Origin of the sequence: Enterovibrio sp. FF113, from assembly GCF_041439165.1 — a bacterium.
Lineage (GTDB): Bacteria > Pseudomonadota > Gammaproteobacteria > Enterobacterales > Vibrionaceae > Enterovibrio > Enterovibrio norvegicus_A.
Genome location: NZ_JBGONO010000001.1, coordinates 114,154 through 130,872, shown reverse-complemented (window position 1 = coordinate 130,872; position 16,719 = coordinate 114,154). Strand labels below are relative to the sequence as shown.

Here is a 16,719-nt window from a genome sequence, read left to right as displayed (position 1 = left end):
TGCAGAACCACAATAGTGACAGACTGATAAGTACACAAATCGAAATTGAAAAATGGGGCTGATCACAGCCCCATAATTTTTGAATATTTTTCTACACAGTTTACAAAATGCGCACGCTCATCTTCGTTGTTCAACGCCTGTGCTTGCTGCGTAAACGTACTTCTTTCGGCCAATCCATTTTTTACCTGCCAAACGGCATAAGACGCTTGTTTGTCTAATTCTATTTTTTGTTTTTCATCCGCTGGAAGCAGGGCAAGGTTGTAGCTCATGGTAAATCTCATCATCTGATTAACGGCGTTACCATAGCGAAGAGTGAGAAGAGAGACAAGTGCTTACGCAGCCCTTACGGTTAACTGACACAGTAAATGGTATTTTCCCTAATATTGCCTTATCAAATGGGTAGGTAGTAGAGGGAAACAATGGAATTTACCTATCACGACAGACAAACACTTTATGATGCTTGGATGTCGTACAAAGCAAAATTACGCATTACGCAAATTGATATGGCGAAGCGATTGGGTGTCAGTCAACTCGAGTTATCTAAAGCTTTGCGTGGTGACGTTCCAATGGAACAGAGTTTCGTCTTTCGACTCTGCAAAGAGATCGGCTTGGACCCTCATCAGGCACTGCCCAGCTTGAGAAATAGCAATGCGAATACGCCAGTGGGGAGTGTTACCGTGAGAACATCGCTGACGGTAGATGGGAAAGTGACCAAGGTTGAATACTCAGACAACCAAGTGTTTATCGAATACCTCAAAGAAATGTAAGAAAAGCCATCCCGAGGATGGCTTTTTTGTGTTTTGGGTGAATGGTTCACTATCTTGTTGATTGTTATTTAAGCTGACTCGCTGAAAGATTTGACCAATGCGATAACAACATACCCTTCGGCAAATAGATCTGCTGCCTGTTGATTAACCCAACGCGGCTGATGCTTCAATAAACGCTGGGCGCTGGCTGAGCTTTTGTTGCCAAGTGACAAGAGAAGGCAGTGATTCGTCGATATGAATTCCCAGGTTCTTAATAAAACCGCACATGACATAAGCGGTGATATCCGCTACAGAGAACCTCTCTCCAGCAAGATAAGGCGTTTCTGCTAAGCGTTTTTCGAGCACGGGTAAGAACTCGATAACCCGCTGTTTGGATTCGACTCCCCAAGCTTCGACGCAGCGTTCTCTGTCGTCGTAGATACTCGTGATGTTGCGAAACGCTTGAAAAGCCGAGAATAGCCCTTGAAATTCAGCAATACGGTTCCACATTTCGACCTGACCAATAGAAAGCGGACAATCGCCAAACAGGGCGTGATCTGTTGGAAATTCAGCGTCTAAATAGCGGCAGATTGCAATGGATTCACAGAGTGTTGAGCCGTCATCGAGTTCGAGAACGGGGATCCTCCCATTCACACTGATTTCTTTGAACGCATCGGTGATGTTTTCTCCACCACGAATGTCCACATCCACTCTTGGAATCACAATACCTTTTTCAGCCATGAATAAGCTAACGCGTTGTGCACTAGGTGCAGGGCCTTTCTCATATAATTTCATAACCACTCCATGTAACTGGCTGACATTAAGTTTACGCCATAGGAAGCCAAACCGTGACGATAACGCCATCACCACTTGGGCGATTGGCGATGGCAAGCTCACCTTCGTGAAATTCTGCCACTAAGCGCGCGATGTAAAGCCCTAACCCTAAGTGCGGCTTGTCGGATTTTTGCTTTTCATCCCGAACAGAGACCATAGAAGCGAGCAATTGATTTCCCATATTTTCTGGCAATTTAGGGCCAAGGTTTGAAACCGTGAGCCGTGCCTGCTGTTCATCTGGTATCAGCTGAACATCAATAGCCGAGCTAGGTGTATGAAATTCGACAGCATTGGCGATCAATTTGTCGAGAAGTTGCGCCACATATTCCGGTACGCCGACCATGTCATAACATCCTTCGCTTATCTTTAGTGAAAATGCTTGCGTGGGGTAAGCATATTCATAACCTTGAACGCAGCCAGCGACCACTTTGTCGAGAGGGAAATGGGTCTTTTCTGAATGATCAAAGCTTTGCTCAAGCCTTGTTGCTTCAGTCATGCTCGACAAAATGGTAGCAAGCCGAGCAACGCCTTCTTGAGCGCGATCTATGTAACGGCTTTGGTCTGAATCTGTGGTAACAAATGCAAGGTTTTCCAACGATGAACGAACTACGGCGACAGGCGTTCTCAATTCATGAGAGAGGCTTGAGGACATTTTTTCTAAGTAACTGTTGTAGTCGGAGAGGCGGGTCACCATTGTCGACATCGTCCGCGACAGATCGCCGATTTCGTCTTTGCTTTCGGCGGGTTCTAATTGATGGCGCACTCGCCCCTGCGGATCAATGGCACTTTCAGCATCATCGCGCAGTTTTCTGACACGCTTTGATATGTGAGACCCGAAAAGCAATAAGACAACAACGCCGGTACAAATCACGGCGAGTAACACGTTGAATAATTGTTCAAGCGCCTTGTTTCTCAGTGTCGTGATGCCATTGGTTGTTTCCTCGACAACGACTGCACCAACAATATTGCCATTGACCTTGATGGGGTAAGCGGCGGACAAAATCATAGCCCCTTGTTCTTGTGTGATACGCCAATTGGCATAAGGTCGACCAATTAGGGCTTGCTGCACTTCTACACCACGGAAGACGGCAGCATGTTGCATTGCGTCGATAATATTTTCGGGTGGGCGCTCTAGCAACTGATAGTAGATGGGGTTAAGAATCTCAGTTTGAATCCAACCCATGATGCCTGATGGTGGGTCTTGATATTTGATGGTGGTTTCCCACACACCATTGGCGGATTGCAAATCGCCCGCTTTGGCAAGCACCCGCCCGTGTTTATCAACGACCCAAACACGGGATTTACCGTCATTAATGCTCTGCAATGCGCGCTCAAGGCTAGGCGAAGGCACTAAGAGAGTCCCTAGGGTTTCGGCGCTACGCGAATTTGAGGTGGCGAGTATGGTTTCCACGTCACGATTAAATGGGTCGTTGACATTGTAGTAAGTGATACCAAGCTTTTCGCCCACCAACCAATCAGGTATGGCGAGTTCGATCACATAGCCTTGGTCGGTTTCTTGCCACCAGCCTCGAATGGCCTCAGAGGGAAAGGTATGTTCGGCATCTGTTATCGTCGTTTCAATCAAGGCAACGTCGGTAGGTCCGCTCTGACTGGCTGAAATAGCATAACGTTTCAGTTCGCCATTTGGGGTTGTTAACGTCAATACAAGATGGTCATTACGGTCGATGCGTTGAGAGTTGTCACGCTTTAATACTGGGGATGAGTCGACGACATCGATCAGCGCAAAGATCTCGTCACCATCGCTTGCCAGAATGAGATCGAAATGAAGATCGTCAGGCTCATAAGGCGAACGGCTGAAGATAACGTTACCATCGCCATAATGTGTTCGATGTACTTTATAACGGTCCCAGTCGAGGGTTGATCCATCAAGATCGATAGGCGTTTGCAGCGCGATAGCGTACAAATCTTTGCCTTTCTCCAATCGGGGTTTGGTTGTTAGCTGTCTTTCAAAAAGCGAAGGTTGCTGGTTGAGTGACATAGAGAAAGCACGCGCCGAACCCATCAGGGTTTGTTCTTGGCCTTGACGCAACACATTTTCCAATTCCCACACATAGTTGTAGCCAATGAAGGGTAATAAAAGAAGCAAACCTGAGAGTAAGACAACTTTGGTGCGAATTCCCGCCACCCAGCGCCAGACAGGTTCTAAATAGCGTTTCATTTGCTGCTATCCCAGCGATAACCCATGCCATAAACCGTGTCGATATAGTCAAATTCGGCATCGATAGCGATGAACTTCTTCCTGATTCGTTTGATGTGGGATGTGATGGTACTGTCATCGACCACCACGTGCGCTTCTTGCATCAAATCTTGACGGCTGCGCACATGACCTGGACGTTTGGCCATGGCATGAACCAGCCAAAATTCGGTGACGGTCAAGTCCACGGTATGGTCTTCCCATTTGACCTGCATGCGATTGAGATCGAGCGTCAATTTGCCGCGTTCCAATAAAGATTCTGTGTCTGTGGCAGCCAGGCTTAACAGTTCACTGCGGCGGAATAGAGCAGCGATTCGTGCCATCAAGTGAGGCAGGCTGATGTCTTTGGTTAAGTAGTCGTCAGCGCCCATGCGTAGGCCAACGACGGTATCAATGTCACTGTCTCGCGCCGTCAGAAAAATCACGGGTAAGGTGGCAGACATCGCTCGAACAGTTTGGCATAGCTGAAATCCGCCATCAATTTCGTCAGCAAGACCAATATCAATGATGACCAGATCGGGTAAACGTTGCTTGAAACCCTCTTCGGCATCTTGGCGATTGGCATAGGCGGAGACGGCATAACCTTGTTTTCTCAACACGTCAGCGTAGTTTTCACGGATAGCGGGTTCGTCTTCTACGATGGCAATACGTTTCATTTTTACTCAGATAATCAACCACAAGATGATTTGACTATACCCGAAAATAAAAGCGGTAAAAGGCCAGAAAAGCGATTCAGTGCAAAAGCTATATTTTTGCCACATTTGCTCGCCACATTGCCATTTTTGCTCCCAAGCAATGCCATTTTAACTTGTTTTAATGACCTCATCGAAACAACAAACGGGTTCATACCCAATCCCTATTAGGATGAGGAAAGCATAATGAAAAAATTGAATAAGACACTGGCAGCGATTTCTCTTGTTATCCCAATGACCGTTTCTACCGCTTATGCGGGAGAGCAACAGGTTAATACTGAGCGTGACACCACGGTCGAAATGATTGGGTTTGGTGGTGGTGCGGCGTTTGGCGCTGTGATTGGTGGGCCAGTAGGTGCGGTAGCCGGAGCACTAGTAGGGGGCTTGATTGGTCAGATTGCTAGCTCTGATAAGCAAAATGCCGTGCAAGAGCAAATCATTGCTGAGATTCAAGATGAAAACGTACAGTTAACGACATACCGCGATATGTATGCGCAAAACGAGCTAGAACTCGCCAATCTAAAAGCGACAATGCAACAGACAGATATCAACCTTGACCTGGCCATGGACATTCAATTTCGTACGAATTCTGCCGACATTGAGCCGCATTTCAAACAACAACTCAATGAAGTGGCAGCATTGATGCGCCATACACCCGAGGTCAGCTGGGATTTGGAAGGGCATGCCGATGTCCGCGGAAATCAAGACTACAATTTGCAGCTTTCACAGCAACGATCGCAAGCTGTGTTTGATTACTTGATTGAACAAGGCGTTGCACCGGAGCAATTGGTACAAACTGCTTATGGCAATCAACTCGCTATTGAAACGGAAGGGGATCGTGACGGCTATTTCTTTGATCGTCGTGTGAGCTTGCGTTCAGTGTCGGGCGGTCAAGCAACGGCAAACAATTAAAGGGAGCGGTTATGATTATTCGTCCCGCTACGTTAGAAGACGCGGAGCGCATTAATGCGCTCTGCCATTCACTTGGCTATGCCGCTGAGCTTAGTCAAACAGAAGTGCAACTAGAGCGCATCATGAAGCAAGAAAGAGATGCGTTATTTGTCGCAGAGGTATGCGATTTGGTGGTTGGTTTTATCACCCTACATACAGTAGATGTCGTCCATGATGATATGCCATGGGGAAGAATTTCCGCCATCGTGGTGGATGACAACTTCCGTGATATGAGCATCGGAAAACAACTGCTCGATCACGCGGAGCAATACCTCAAGCATCGGCGCTGCATGCGCATTGAAGTGACCAGCAATATCAGCAGAGAAGAAGCACATGGTTTTTATCTGCATCTTGGTTATCGTATAACACCACTGCGTTTTATTAAGCTATTGGCTCATCGTGTTCTGGTGGCTGCATCTTGAGGTTGCTTGGGTATATTCGCCGCCATTGCTTGTTCGTGGTTTAGCAACCAAGCTTTGGCGTCGAGCCCTCCCGCATATCCTGTGAGTTTACCGCTTTTACCAATGACGCGATGACAAGGAACAATGATAGCGATAGGGTTTTGGCCATTGGCTGCCCCCACGGCTCGAGAAGCTGAAGGTTTACCAATGTCAGCCGCGAGATCCCCATAGCAACGCGTTTCACCTGCCGGAATGGTTTGCAACGCAGCCCAGACTTGCTGTTGAAACGCTGTGCCCAATAAGTCCAACGGTACAGAGAACTGAACGGATTCCCCCGCAAAATAGCCGTCTAATTGTGCAATCACTTCATTGAAGGGCGAGCGTGTCGTTATCTCTTGCTCGGAAGACGGAATGTCGTACTTATAAGTAGGTAAAGACAAAGATGTCAGCCCCTTTTCTGACGCGGTGAGCGTGATAGCTCCCAGTGGTGAATCGTAGAGGTGACGATACTGTTTCATGATATGTCCTTATTTTTTTCGATGGCACCTTGAGGCTGATTTAATGCTGTGCTCTGCTGTTCGTGGATCTGACTTAGAGAAAGGTAACTGCGCCAAGGTGCTGCATGATTGGAGCTTGACGGTATGTTGTTAGCGTCATCGAGTAAGTCTGCAATATCGGGTAACCCGGCGCCGCGAAGACAGGCATAGTTATACTGCATGGTGCTCAGCGGATGGGTTCTGATATCCCTCACGTTTCGACCATCTGTGTCGGTATCGACAGAAGTGTGTGCCGTTTGCTGGGAGAGGCAAAAGGCTGCCCATGCTGACAACGGCTGTTTATTTGCATCAGGTAGTGGCAATAACTCAACATGCGACAACCATGTATTGGCGCTGGGAAAGTACGCGACATGGGTATTCGCATCATGGATCAATACGTGTTCAATCGATGAAATATGCGCTGCTGCACCAAGCACAGATTCGCCAAACATTGCGCGTACACCGGCCTCGAAGGTATCCCATGTACCTGGAATTCGCGTGCCATTCGATGCTGATTGATTGGTAGCATCAGCCATTGTTTGAGCAATCGCGTCGGGGTTAGCATCGAGATCCAAGAGTTTGCGAATTCGATTGAGTACTGAATACAAATGTTTCGGTTCGGATAATTGGAGAGCGACTCGAAATCTGTTTTTATCCGGTTCCCATGTGGCGGTAAATTGACCTCTCTGATTTCCGTTTATAAAGGTTCTTCCATAGCCACTTTCGCTTAGCCATTCGACGTTGGGGATCAGTCTCGCCGCTACAAACGAATGAAACTGCTTCCAATCATACGGCGGTCGGTAACTGAGCGTGACGGAAAGCGATTCGGAGGGCGACGTTTTCTTACCGCGCACTTGCGTGGGAGATAGCGCGAGCTGCAAATGAAAACAATCATTAAACCGTCGGACACTGTTAAAGCCGGCTGCGAATGCAATATCTGCGATGGGCAATGTCGTTTCATGAAGCAGCTTCTTCGCGAATAATATTTGCTGATAAAGCGCATATTGTTTAGGTGAGCAACCTAAAGACTCGCTGAACAGTTTTCGAACATAGCGATCGGTCACCCCCAATCTTTCAGCCAAATCCGGAATGCTATTTTCTTGTAAGAAGCCATCTTGGATAAGCCCAAGCGCCCGTTTCAGCGTGGTTTCTTTGCCTAACCATGCGGGCGAACCCGGTGCACTATCCGGTCGGCATCGTAAGCAAGGGCGAAATCCCTGAGAGGCGGCTTCATGGGCGGTTGAGAAGTAACGAACATTCTCTTCTTTCGGAGGCGGCGCAGGGCAAATAGATCGGCAGTAAATGCCTGTGGTAAGCACTGCCGTGTAAAACAGGCCATCAAAACGCGCATCTCGGGAAAGGCGTGCTTGTTGAAAATGTGTGATGTTGGTGTTCATGGCGTTCTACAAAGTTAATCTATCTGACGTCACTTTAGCATTTGTCAGTAATAGGGGTCGCCAGAATCGGAACTGAATAGTGAAAGGTATATGGATCAGGAAAGAGAAAAAGCAGAAAGGAGTGAAGAGATTAAGTGGAAAGGGAAAAGAAACAGGCCACCTAAGCAGCCTGTTATCGTCGTTACTTGTTCAAGTAAGCACACGCCGTTGTAAACGCGTGCTCTTGGAACTGTTTCAGCCCCACTTCTTTTAAAGAAACCATCACTGGGTTGCTTTTTATTGATTCTTTCATGGCTGAAGACGTGAAAATCTCACAGTCCATGTCTTGAATAAGCTGAAGCGCTGCTTCCAACTTGAAGCCAATCGCGCTACCCGCAAATTTGCCTCTCATCGGGCGTTCACGGATAACAATCTTGTCTACTTTGTAGTCAGTCATCAGCTGCGCGAATTGCTTTTGGAAGTGACGGATTTGTTCAGCGCTTGCCCCATCGGTGATGGTAAATTTACGTGCACGACAATCAGGTACGTCGAACAATCCCTCTTTTAGTTCTAACAGACAGATGTTCGCCTCATTGCTTTTAAAATCGACAGCACAAATTCGCATTTTTCTTATTCCACGAGTTAATGAACCAAGCATTATAGGCAATAGTGAGGCACGGGTCATGAAGAAAGATAGGAACTATCGTTGATTGGTGTCGTTTAGGGCAAAAAAAGTACGATTTGGGCGGCGGAAGGATGTGTTATCACGTGAATCAGCGGAAATCGCTGAAGCTGGTTTTGAGTTTTGCTTCTGTCAGGCCACGCACAATCTTCAGATCGGGACGTTTTTTCAGGTCAATGTATTCAACTTCTCGAAAAGCATCGGTGCGCGCAGAGTAGAAGAGCTTCACGGTAGGTGTCATGAGATCCTCAGGATTTTCCTTGCAGACCAAACCGACGCGACCATTACTTAGTTCGACGACAGATCCGACAGGGTAGAAACCAATGCAGCGGATAAACTTTTTGAGCAAATCTGCATCAAGGTGAAACGGCGTGAGACCGATCATTATTTTAAAAGCTTCGGAGGGAGACAGTGCGGGTTTATAACAACGTTCAGCGGTGAGTGCGTCGTAAATGTCGACAATGCATGACATACGGCCAATGAGTGGCAGCTCATCGCCTTTAAGGCCATTTGGGTAACCGTTACCGTCGATTTTCTCATGGTGCATGATGCTAACATCTTTGCTGATTGATGGTAGATCGGCCATGTTCTCAAGCACTGGCTGAGACAGTGTCTGATGCTCTTTCATATGCACAAACTCGTCATCAGTCAATTTTCCCGGTTTATTGAGAACTTCGTCTCGCACCAATATTTTGCCAATATCGTGAACGAGTCCTCCAACCGCAAGGTCTTCGAGTGTCGATCGATCCAATTCCAAAAAGCGTCCGAAGTTAACCAAATGGAAAGCAACATTCATCGAATGTTCAAGCAGGTAGGCACTTTTCTCTCGGATACCACTGATCCAGAGGACGGCTTCGCGACGTTCAAAAATATTTTCTACGATGTTGGCACTGATTTCTTTTACCGGTTCGATATCGACTGGATTATTTTCATAGATATCGCTAAGGAGTTTACTCAGTTGCTTCTTGGATCTATCGACAAGATCTTTTGCCACTGCATATTCGTCGTTGCCATTAATCGAGGAATGCTTGCCAACATTCGTTTCTTTGTAGCGTATATCTTCATCAGATGTAATTTGATCCGCATCGATATAGACAAACATCACGCCTTTGGTGCGTAAATTGTCGATGGTCTCTTGTCTTCTGATAAAGCCCGGCTTTTTCATTTTGGTACGTGCTGTCTGAGATTCGATCTGCTCGACATACATTCCAATCTCAACGTTATCAATGTCAACTTTTTGAAGCATTGATGTAGGCTCCGTATCAAGGTGTTACTAGCAATTAAATGATGATTAGATGGAAGTTCAGTGTTTACCACTCTAAAGCGAACAATGTATTTACTGATGACTATAACTATATACAAAATACGAGATTTTGGCGTAATTAAGAGATAAAACAGTCAGTAATGGTGCGCAATAGCGGTATGACATTCTGAATAATGGTGTTTTATTAGTCTAATACACAATCGGTAGGCTAATGATAATAAGCAACTTTCAATCTAAACTCTGCAGTATTAGTCCTTCTAACACGATAATGACGCAAACACGAAATTTAAGGTTGTATGTATTCTAAGTGAACTTTTTATAAAACAAAGTACGGTAAAATTGATGCTGCAAAATAATGCGAACCTCTTCACGTTTTGTGTTTGCTTCAAGCTGAAGGTCTCGCTAGAGTGCGCGTTTGATTTGGCGCAGTTGTCGCCTGTTGTTGAATTTATGGACTAATGAATGCGAACGCTCCAAACCACGACTCATCCCGATGTACTTCCGTTAGAAGATAAATCTGTGTTCCACCGACTTGCCTCAAGAGCGATTGTTGTGCGTGGCGACAACATTTTGCTGCTCTTTACTGAGCGATACCATGACTACTCTTTACCTGGCGGTGGGGTGGACCCTGATGAGAATGACGTTGATGGTCTGATCCGCGAATTAAAAGAAGAAACGGGGGCACAGAACATCCGCAACATCCGTGCATTTGGTGCTTATGAAGAGTTCAGGCCATGGCACAAGGGAGATTATGACGTCGTGCATATGGTGTCTAAGTGCTTTTGGTGTGATATCGACGAAGAACTCGGAGAGGTGTCACTCGAAGATTATGAAGTTAAGAATGGCATGCGCCCTGTTTGGGTTAACATTCGTGAAGCGATTGCACATAACAAAGAGACGATGGCTAAAAGTGATAAGCAGGGACTTTCTGTTGTTCGAGAAACCTTTTTACTAGAACTGATTGCCAATGCAATTGAGTAATGAAAGCGCATAAAGGCTGGTAGCCCAGCCTTTAGCTTCGTACTAATAGCGATAGAAAAGCGTAAAGCTACCATAGCCGTGTTGGTCAAGGCTTGAGGTTTTGAATTGCTTGCTATAAGCCGTCACAGAAGCCACCGCTCCCCATTGTTGCGAATACCAAGACAAACCGCCTGAGATGGCAGCCTGATTACGCTCAATGGTCAAATCATCATTTTCTGGTGGCTTGTCACCTTCAATGGTGATGTCGCTAAAGCGATAGCGAGCCTCGAGCGTCGTAAAGAAAAAGAATCCATAGTTACTGTGACTGAGCATGCCGATATCGACAGCGTTCTGTGCAATAACAGACGTTGAGCCAAATGTATTCCCAAGATCCAGTCCAATGCGATAGGTGCCGCCTAGTGCAACTTCATTTTGAAAGTTACCACCCTGACCACGCCCAAACACACTAAATTCTCCAATATGGCTGCGAGAAATCAACTGGTGCGCTTCGAAGCCTACCTGATAGACAAATTCATTTTCAATTTGGTAGTCCCAGCCTTTTGGGTCGGTCGAACCGACGATTTGGTGCACGAATGATTGTGCGGAGTCCGCTGCTGAGCGAGGCCCGACGGTACCGAGCATCAAACTGCCTTTATAGGCGTTGACGTCGGTTTGGTGATAAGCACGACCTTGCGCGTATAGCAAACCTGCGTAGGGGCGTTCATTCGGTTGCGGCGTTTCGAATTCAATGTTTGTTGGCGTCCACATCTGGGATGCAATTTCAACACTGTACCCTATGGTTGCAGGATCTGAAGACCAACGAAGTCCAAGGCCACTGGTGTAGTCTCTGTCGGTACCGAGCGCGCCATCATTATCAAAAGTTAAAGAAACTGAGGCCGCTTGAAGAGAAAAGCTAAGCAATGGCGAAACAAGAATCGCAGCACCAATAATTCTGCGTGATAACATAAAATCCTTATTATCGAATTAGCGACGGTATTAACGTCGATACTGCGACGTATGATAGTTAGAACTCATATGCTATATCATTCAAGGTGTTCTGACGATGGCGGTTTCAAAGGAGAGTGATTTGCTACAGATAAATGATGTACTCATTAGTGCTGAATGGTTGCGAAGTAACCTAGGTGCGCCGAATCTCAGAGTGATAGATGCCAGTACTTTTATGCCGGGCAGCCCAAGAAATGGAAAGCAGGAATGGGCGACTAAGCGTATTCCCGGCGCGGTGTACTTCGATTTCGATAAAGAAATCGTAGATAAATCATCACCCGTGCCTCACACCTTGCCGTCTCCAGAGTACTTTCAGGAATGCGTTAGCAAGCTCGGCATAGACAATACTGATGCGCTGGTGGTTTATGACAGTGTCGGCATCTTCTCTGCGCCACGTGTCTGGTGGATGTTTAGAATCATGGGACACCAGTCAGTTGCCGTGCTTGATGGTGGCCTTCCTGCTTGGGAATCCATTGGCGGGCCATTAGATACACAAACACCGGCTGAGCCAGAATTCAGCACTTACAAAGCCAGCTTTCAGCCCGAGCGAGTCATTGATAAATCAGCGTTGCTAGCGGGTATTGAATCGTCATTGCTCAATGTCATTGATGTTCGACCAAGCGACCGATTTAACGGGAGCGTGACTGAGCCTAGGCCTGGTGTGCGCAGCGGTCATATGCCTAACGCAAAGAATTTGCCATTTGGTCAATTACTTGAAAACGGAAAATTTAAAGACAAAGCGCAGCTTCAAGAGAGTTTGAAGTCGGTGCTCTCGACCGACCTACCCAACGTATCATCATGTGGTTCGGGCGTGACGGCGTGCATTCTCACGTTGGCGAGCGAGTTCGCGTTGAATGTGCCTGTGATGGTTTACGACGGCTCTTGGACCGAGTGGGGCAGCGATATCTCGCTTCCGGTTGTTTCTGATAGCGACTAAGTTTGTTATTAGCGGTTTTAAAAATCTTTTTAAGCCTCCCATTGGGAGGTTTTTTTTGTTTGGCTGAACAATTGAAATGGCGATAAATATGGCTATTTCTTGAGCGGCAAAACTGAGAACTTAGTTTTTAGGGTGGATTAGGTCAAAGATGAAGTGATATACAGTTTGTAAGCAAGTATTAATGGTTACAAGATGTTAACAATGTGTTATGACTGTTTCATGTTGTTGATTAATCGATATGGAGCAGCAACTTGACGAATCAAATCGCGATGACAACAAACAATGTTTTACTCCCTGAGCGAATTCAAAAGCTTGTTCAAGCGCTCTCGAGTGGCGTTTATGAACGAGAGAACACCATTCGCCTATGCTTGCTCGCTGCGCTGAGTGGTGAAAGTGTCTTTTTGCTAGGCCCGCCGGGGATAGCAAAAAGCTACATTGCAAAAAGACTGATTGAAGCGTTTGATGACAGTACGTTTTTTGAGTACTTGATGACGCGTTTTTCTACCCCTGAAGAAGTTTTTGGGCCTCTTTCAATTCAAGAGCTGAAAGACAATGGAAAATATGTTCGCTTAACCGAAGGATATTTGCCATCGGCTGATGTCGTGTTTCTTGATGAAATCTGGAAAGCCGGTCCCGCTATCTTGAACACCTTACTGACCGTGGTAAACGAAAGAGTATTTAGAAATGGTAGCGAAGTGCTCCCTGTGCCCATGCGTTTGCTCGTCACTGCATCGAACGAGCTGCCAGACCCTGATAGTGGACTTGATGCGTTATACGATCGCATGCTGGTCCGTATTTTCGTCAATCGAATTCAAGAGAAAAGTAATTTCAAGCGGCTTCTGAGCGGTGACACGGGCGAGACTCGCATCAAGATTGGTTCAGATATTTCCATCAAAGCGCATGAATACATGCAATGGCAGCATCAGATCGATCAAGTCTCACTTTCTGATAGTGTCTTTGAGAAAATTTATGCACTGAAAATGCTGTTGGAACGAGAAGCGCAAGATCCGAGTCATTCCTTTCCCTCAGAAGAGCTTTATATTTCTGATCGACGTTGGAAAAAGGCGGTACGTTTGCTTAAAGCGAGTGCCTTTTTCAATGGTCGCAGTGACGTGAATCCCGTCGACTTGCTCCTCTTGCAAGAATGCTTATGGCATAGCCCTGAATCTCGTATTGTGGTCGGCAACGTCATGCGTCAGTTCGCTGAACAGATATGTTTTAACCAACAAGAATCGTTGGCGATTGCGATTGAAGCCAGTGAAGATGTGAAAGCATTGTCCGAGGAAATCATTGAAACCATTGGACATGATGTCGACACAGAACTTTCGATGCGTAAAGAGAAGCATAAAGTAGACCTTAGTCATGCACGACGCTATTCCGTCAACATGGCAAACGATTTGATCAAACTGGTGATGCTAGATACTAATCCGTCTGTTTCTGAAAAAGAAAAAGGTGACAGTCGTTGGGTCTATGTAGACGCCACAGAGTTTGAGAAGAAGATTAAGAATGGTGCTTGTGACGTTTATGGGTACGTAAATAAAAACCCTAATCTCTGTGTGCTAAAATTTGATGTAGATGGTGAGCATAGCTTGATGATTAAAGACATCGCGAATCGTCCAGTCCCTGTTGCGATTGCGGGTGTGGACGATAACGATCAAGAGGCATTTGCAAAGTGGCAGGTCAAAAACGAAGCCGCAATCAAGAAAATTGAAGAAGCAAAACACCTGATCCGTATTGCACGAGTTCAGCTCAATGCCGCCTTGCCTCATCATTTTTCAAACTCTGAGCTTCTGGAGCTTCTAGCAAACAGCATTACCGATGCAGAAGAGTCTTTGCAGCGTCAGACGACAAAATTCGAGAAGAGCGCATTTCGAGTGCGAATGCTTAGTGAATTCTTCGCTTAAGGAGGCATCGTGATCAGTCCAGAAAGTTTGCAGCTAGGGATGATGCTCGCCGAAACAGGTATGTTGGAACATGCAGTCTCAGAGGTGATGGCGAAGCCGCAACTTCTCTTAATGACAGAAGCTAATCCTTCAGCAAAATCTGCGGTTCGTCGACATATTCGCAAGTGGCGACATTCGGTTAAGCGTCGATTGAGTAACGACTGTATTACTGAAGAACTCAAGCTGGAAATTACGTTATACCAAGAAGCCGTTCAGCTTACGCAGCATGAATTTAGCCAAAACGCGAAAGGCATGATCAAGCAACTTGAAGGGAAATCTGAATTTTACCTCTCCGCGCGTCGCATGCTGGAAAAGAATACCTCCCAAGAAACGCCGATGTTCCAATCGTATTTTTGCAACAAATGGTATGAGCATTTAGCGTCATCGATCAAAAATGCACAGCAAAAAGAGCTCGAAGCGCACATCGATAAGTTATTGAATGAGCTCTATCAGCGAATTGAAACCTACAAAACGTTAGAAAATGTCGAAGAACGCGGGACACTAGAAAAAGTCGGGCGTCTTTGGGACTTAGCTTCGTCAAAAATGACGCAATCGGATGTTGAATTACTAAAGCATTTTGTGGCTTTCTTGAAAGACAATAAGGACTTACAAGAGATCGCCCAAAAGTTGGGGCGTATGGCTAACGATGTGGATGATCCTTCTCTGCATCGGTCTCCAGCTGAAGAGTTGAAAATGGTGGAAGAGCCTGCGGATAATGTCGCTGACGACATTGTGGGTATACACCAAAGTGACAACCTTGAAAAAATGATCCCTAACGAAATGATCTATTTGGCGGAACCCGCTCTTGAAGTGCTGTTCTACAAACATTTTGCAGACAAACGACTACTGACCTATCGCATGCAAGGCATGCAACGATCACTTCGCAAGATCAAAGCGTTTAAGCCAGAGAGCAAACAGATAGAGGTTGAGAAAGGGCCGTTTTTGATTTGTGTCGATGCGTCAGGCTCAATGAGCGGCTTTCCAGAACAATGCGCAAAAGCCATGGCTTACTCTTTAATGCAAATCGCAGTGAAGGAAGATCGTGATTGCACCGTGATGATCTTCTCGACTGATCATATTTGCTATGAATTGACTGGAGAAGGGGGCTTGAAAGAGGCGCTCAATTTCCTTTCTTACCGTTTTCATGGTGGAACCGATCTCGCACCTGTGCTGACTCATTCCATTGATTTAATGGGCACGGACAAATACCGCAATGCCGATCTGGTTGTTATCTCGGATTTTATAGCACCCGAGCAGCCTAGAGAAGTGCAAGAGCAAGTGAGCGCACTGAAGCTAAAGCACAATCGCTTTCATGCGGTGAACTTGTCAAAATACGGCAACCCAAAACTGATGAGCATGTTTGATCACGTATGGGATTATCATCCTTCACTGATGGGACGTTTGTTGAAGCGCTTCTAAGTTTGAGTACAAAATATAATTGATAGAGCCCCATGATCAGCACATGGGGCTTTTTACTGCACTCTCTTCCTTGCTCTTGACGATTTTCCCGGCGCAAATTTAACCGCTTACTTAATCCGATAGGTATTACTGCTTATCTGACAGAGCCAATTTCAGACCAAGTGCCGCAAAGCTACCCGCAAAGACGCGTTGCAGAAGGGTAGAGACGCGTTTTGAATGGATAATAATATCCCTAACACTTACCGCCAGTGCGCCGTAGAGGATGAATACAAAAAAGGTCATGGCCATAAAAATGCTACCCAAAAGTAGCATGTAGACGGTTGGGTCTACGACATTTGGTGGAACAAATTGTGGCAAGAATGCCATGAAAAACACCGTTAGTTTTGGGTTGAGAATGTTCATCAAGCAGCCTTTTATGGCAATGTTGTACATGCTTTTCTTTTCGGCTTTTTCATCTATTGCGAGTGCACCACTTGCGCGCCACATAGAGATCGCCAAATACAACAAGTAGGCAACACCCGCATATTTCACGATCTGAAAAGCTAATGCGCTAGTGTGAAGAATGATCGCAAGGCCAGTGATACTCGCTATGAGTGATGGGATAATACCAAATGTGCATCCTACAGAGGCCCAGATGCTTGCCCGTAAGCCCAAGAGTAGACCAGTAGAGACGGTATATAACACACCGGTACCAGGTATTAGGACAACGACTAAAGATGTTATAAGAAATTCGAGACTGACCATCATCATGCCTTTGT

17 protein-coding genes are annotated in these 16,719 nt (G+C 46.1%); 7 read left to right on the top strand and 10 right to left on the bottom strand.

The genetic code is table 11. The features are described from left to right. Positions 1-62: 62 nt before the first annotated feature. The gene (locus ACED36_RS00670; RefSeq protein WP_371732560.1) at positions 63-269 is read right to left on the bottom strand and encodes a DUF3283 family protein; all 207 of its coding nucleotides are present in this window, start codon (positions 267-269) and stop codon (positions 63-65) included. Positions 270-419: 150 nt separating this feature from the next. Here ACED36_RS00670 and ACED36_RS00665 point away from each other — a divergent pair, with 150 nt between their 5' ends. Next, entirely contained in the window at positions 420-767 is a 348-nt protein-coding gene (locus ACED36_RS00665) for a helix-turn-helix transcriptional regulator (protein ID WP_016958657.1), read from the top strand. Positions 768-911: 144 nt separating this feature from the next. On the opposite strand, the gene ACED36_RS00660 is transcribed toward ACED36_RS00665, so the two are convergent. Genes ACED36_RS00660 through pdsR form a run of 3 tightly spaced genes read right to left on the bottom strand, consistent with a single transcriptional unit; the run spans position 912 to position 4,451 of the window. After that, a complete protein-coding gene (locus tag ACED36_RS00660) occupies positions 912-1,541 on the bottom strand; it encodes a glutathione S-transferase (protein ID WP_016958658.1) in 630 nt (209 codons plus the stop codon). 31 nt (positions 1,542-1,572) lie between these two features. After that, the gene (gene pdsS / locus ACED36_RS00655) at positions 1,573-3,759 is read right to left on the bottom strand and encodes a proteobacterial dedicated sortase system histidine kinase (RefSeq protein ID WP_371732559.1); all 2,187 of its coding nucleotides are present in this window, start codon (positions 3,757-3,759) and stop codon (positions 1,573-1,575) included. Continuing rightward, positions 3,756-4,451 (bottom strand): proteobacterial dedicated sortase system response regulator, encoded by a 696-nt coding sequence (gene pdsR / locus ACED36_RS00650; RefSeq protein WP_016958660.1) that lies wholly within the window; start codon positions 4,449-4,451, stop codon positions 3,756-3,758. The genes pdsS and pdsR overlap by 4 nt, the downstream gene beginning before the upstream one ends. A 222-nt stretch (positions 4,452-4,673) precedes the next feature. Here pdsR and pdsO point away from each other — a divergent pair, with 222 nt between their 5' ends. Both pdsO and ACED36_RS00640 read left to right on the top strand, forming a co-directional pair. Beyond that, positions 4,674-5,399 carry a sortase-associated OmpA-like protein PdsO gene (gene pdsO / locus ACED36_RS00645; RefSeq protein ID WP_017003466.1) on the top strand — a complete coding sequence of 242 codons (726 nt, stop codon included), beginning with the start codon at positions 4,674-4,676 and terminating at the stop codon, positions 5,397-5,399. An 11-nt stretch (positions 5,400-5,410) separates the two neighbouring features. After that, positions 5,411-5,860: a GNAT family N-acetyltransferase gene (locus ACED36_RS00640; protein WP_016958663.1), complete on the top strand. Its 450-nt coding sequence runs from the start codon at positions 5,411-5,413 to the stop codon at positions 5,858-5,860. Here ACED36_RS00640 and ACED36_RS00635 read toward each other — a convergent pair. The 4 genes from ACED36_RS00635 to ACED36_RS00620 all read right to left on the bottom strand — a co-directional run bounded on the left by ACED36_RS00635 (position 5,833) and on the right by ACED36_RS00620 (position 9,679). Further along, the gene (locus ACED36_RS00635; protein ID WP_016958664.1) at positions 5,833-6,357 is read right to left on the bottom strand and encodes a methylated-DNA--[protein]-cysteine S-methyltransferase; all 525 of its coding nucleotides are present in this window, start codon (positions 6,355-6,357) and stop codon (positions 5,833-5,835) included. The genes ACED36_RS00640 and ACED36_RS00635 overlap by 28 nt on opposite strands. Next, the gene (locus ACED36_RS00630) at positions 6,354-7,772 is read right to left on the bottom strand and encodes a bifunctional transcriptional activator/DNA repair enzyme AdaA (RefSeq protein WP_016958665.1); all 1,419 of its coding nucleotides are present in this window, start codon (positions 7,770-7,772) and stop codon (positions 6,354-6,356) included. Before ACED36_RS00630 ends, ACED36_RS00635 begins: the two co-directional genes overlap by 4 nt. 181 nt (positions 7,773-7,953) lie before the next feature. After that, the gene (locus tag ACED36_RS00625) at positions 7,954-8,376 is read right to left on the bottom strand and encodes a DUF3010 family protein (RefSeq protein ID WP_016958666.1); all 423 of its coding nucleotides are present in this window, start codon (positions 8,374-8,376) and stop codon (positions 7,954-7,956) included. Positions 8,377-8,524: 148 nt separating this feature from the next. Continuing rightward, entirely contained in the window at positions 8,525-9,679 is a 1,155-nt protein-coding gene (locus ACED36_RS00620) for an HD-GYP domain-containing protein (protein WP_371732558.1), read from the bottom strand. Between the two features lie 480 nt (positions 9,680-10,159). Here ACED36_RS00620 and ACED36_RS00615 point away from each other — a divergent pair, with 480 nt between their 5' ends. Then, positions 10,160-10,678: an NUDIX hydrolase gene (locus ACED36_RS00615; protein ID WP_016958669.1), complete on the top strand. Its 519-nt coding sequence runs from the start codon at positions 10,160-10,162 to the stop codon at positions 10,676-10,678. A 42-nt stretch (positions 10,679-10,720) separates the two neighbouring features. On the opposite strand, the gene ACED36_RS00610 is transcribed toward ACED36_RS00615, so the two are convergent. Further along, complete coding sequence (locus tag ACED36_RS00610) at positions 10,721-11,623, bottom strand: lipid A deacylase LpxR family protein (RefSeq protein ID WP_371732557.1); 903 nt, start codon at positions 11,621-11,623, stop codon at positions 10,721-10,723. A gap of 97 nt (positions 11,624-11,720) precedes the next feature. Here ACED36_RS00610 and ACED36_RS00605 point away from each other — a divergent pair, with 97 nt between their 5' ends. The 3 genes from ACED36_RS00605 to viaA all read left to right on the top strand — a co-directional run bounded on the left by ACED36_RS00605 (position 11,721) and on the right by viaA (position 15,961). Then, complete coding sequence (locus ACED36_RS00605) at positions 11,721-12,599, top strand: sulfurtransferase (RefSeq protein WP_016958671.1); 879 nt, start codon at positions 11,721-11,723, stop codon at positions 12,597-12,599. 269 nt (positions 12,600-12,868) lie between these two features. Further along, the gene (locus ACED36_RS00600) at positions 12,869-14,503 is read left to right on the top strand and encodes an AAA family ATPase (RefSeq protein ID WP_371732654.1); all 1,635 of its coding nucleotides are present in this window, start codon (positions 12,869-12,871) and stop codon (positions 14,501-14,503) included. Between the two features lie 9 nt (positions 14,504-14,512). Beyond that, complete coding sequence (gene viaA, locus ACED36_RS00595; protein WP_017003467.1) at positions 14,513-15,961, top strand: ATPase RavA stimulator ViaA; 1,449 nt, start codon at positions 14,513-14,515, stop codon at positions 15,959-15,961. A gap of 126 nt (positions 15,962-16,087) precedes the next feature. Here the strand turns inward: viaA and ACED36_RS00590 are convergent, their stop codons facing one another. Next, positions 16,088-16,711, bottom strand: a complete 624-nt coding sequence (locus ACED36_RS00590) for a LysE family translocator (protein ID WP_241823323.1) — start codon at positions 16,709-16,711, stop codon at positions 16,088-16,090. Positions 16,712-16,719: the final 8 nt, after the last annotated feature.

Coding starts and splice junctions, on each gene's coding strand:
- pdsR (WP_016958660.1), bottom strand. CDS start 4,451: ATGAAACGTATTGCCATCGTAGAAGACGAACCCGCTATCCGTGAAAAC.
- ACED36_RS00625 (WP_016958666.1), bottom strand. CDS start 8,376: ATGCGAATTTGTGCTGTCGATTTTAAAAGCAATGAGGCGAACATCTGT.
- pdsS (WP_371732559.1), bottom strand. CDS start 3,759: ATGAAACGCTATTTAGAACCTGTCTGGCGCTGGGTGGCGGGAATTCGC.
- pdsO (WP_017003466.1), top strand. CDS start 4,674: ATGAAAAAATTGAATAAGACACTGGCAGCGATTTCTCTTGTTATCCCA.
- ACED36_RS00615 (WP_016958669.1), top strand. CDS start 10,160: ATGCGAACGCTCCAAACCACGACTCATCCCGATGTACTTCCGTTAGAA.
- ACED36_RS00640 (WP_016958663.1), top strand. CDS start 5,411: ATGATTATTCGTCCCGCTACGTTAGAAGACGCGGAGCGCATTAATGCG.
- ACED36_RS00610 (WP_371732557.1), bottom strand. CDS start 11,623: ATGTTATCACGCAGAATTATTGGTGCTGCGATTCTTGTTTCGCCATTG.
- ACED36_RS00665 (WP_016958657.1), top strand. CDS start 420: ATGGAATTTACCTATCACGACAGACAAACACTTTATGATGCTTGGATG.
- ACED36_RS00630 (WP_016958665.1), bottom strand. CDS start 7,772: ATGAACACCAACATCACACATTTTCAACAAGCACGCCTTTCCCGAGAT.
- ACED36_RS00660 (WP_016958658.1), bottom strand. CDS start 1,541: ATGAAATTATATGAGAAAGGCCCTGCACCTAGTGCACAACGCGTTAGC.
- ACED36_RS00635 (WP_016958664.1), bottom strand. CDS start 6,357: ATGAAACAGTATCGTCACCTCTACGATTCACCACTGGGAGCTATCACG.
- ACED36_RS00590 (WP_241823323.1), bottom strand. CDS start 16,711: ATGATGATGGTCAGTCTCGAATTTCTTATAACATCTTTAGTCGTTGTC.
- ACED36_RS00605 (WP_016958671.1), top strand. CDS start 11,721: ATGGCGGTTTCAAAGGAGAGTGATTTGCTACAGATAAATGATGTACTC.
- ACED36_RS00670 (WP_371732560.1), bottom strand. CDS start 269: ATGAGCTACAACCTTGCCCTGCTTCCAGCGGATGAAAAACAAAAAATA.
- ACED36_RS00620 (WP_371732558.1), bottom strand. CDS start 9,679: ATGCTTCAAAAAGTTGACATTGATAACGTTGAGATTGGAATGTATGTC.
- ACED36_RS00600 (WP_371732654.1), top strand. CDS start 12,869: ATGACAACAAACAATGTTTTACTCCCTGAGCGAATTCAAAAGCTTGTT.